A 969-nucleotide genomic window follows, 5' to 3' on the forward strand; every position below is an offset into this window, starting at 1 on the left:
CCGACCGGCAGTTGCACGGCGCTCACGTCGCGCTGATGCACCGCGATCACCTCGGCCGGAATATCGATCGGCGTCCCCGCCGCGCCGGCCGCAACCTGGATTTCGCAGGCGCGCTGCAACAGCCAGTGGGTCAGGAAGGCTTCGGGCAGGCTCCCCGCCATCACCAGCGTCCCATGATTGCGCAGCAGCATGACGCGCCGGTCGCCCAGATTGGCGATCAGCCGCTCTCCCTCATCGGCGCGAATCGTGATGCCCTCAAAATCATGATAGGCGATTCGTCCGATGAAGGCGGCGGCATAGAAGCTGATCGGTTTCAGCCCCTCGGCGCAGGCGCTCACCGCCATCCCCGCAGTCGTATGGGTGTGGATGATGCAATGGGCGTCGGGCAGATGCCGGTGAAACACGCTATGCTGGGTGAAGCCCGCACGGTTGACGGGATAGGGGCTGCCGTCCAGCACCTGACCGTCTATGTCGATCTTGACGAGGTTGGAGGCGGTCACCTCATCATAGCCCAGGCCAAAGGGATTGATGAGAAAAGCGCCGTTTTCGTCCGGTACGCGCAGCGTAATATGGTTGTAGATCAGTTCCGACCAGCCCATATGATCGAAGATACGGTAGCAGGCGGCAAGCTGCTGGCGCGCCGCCCATTCGGCGGCGGGCATATCGGGGTGTTTGGCGGCTGTAGCCATGGCGATCCTCCACTATTTTTATGCCGCCACTATCCGCCCGCATACTCGGCTTGTCGAGTATGAAGGCTTTAGGGTTGAGTTTACGCGACTCTGCTGATAGGGCGCCGCCCACATGGCGTAGGGCGACCTGCGACGACTCACTGGCTTTGCTATTCGGTCGGCCCGTCGGGAAGGATGTAAAAATCCCGGCGAACCGCTCGTTTTCGATTGGAGATTAACGGACTTATGCAGATCATCGTTCGCGACAATAATGTCGACCAGGCCCTTCGCGCGCTCAAGA

At 60.9% G+C, this 969-nt stretch carries 1 protein-coding gene; it reads right to left on the reverse strand.

Translation table 11 applies throughout. The features are described 5' to 3' along the window. The coding region (locus tag JHD07_RS38540) for a class II aldolase/adducin family protein (RefSeq protein ID WP_291631750.1) at window positions 1-689 on the reverse strand (689 nt) is incomplete at its 3' end. Window positions 690-969: the final 280 nt, after the last annotated feature.

It is taken from the genome of Bradyrhizobium sp. (assembly GCF_016462955.1).
In the GTDB taxonomy this organism is placed as follows: domain Bacteria; phylum Pseudomonadota; class Alphaproteobacteria; order Rhizobiales; family Xanthobacteraceae; genus Bradyrhizobium.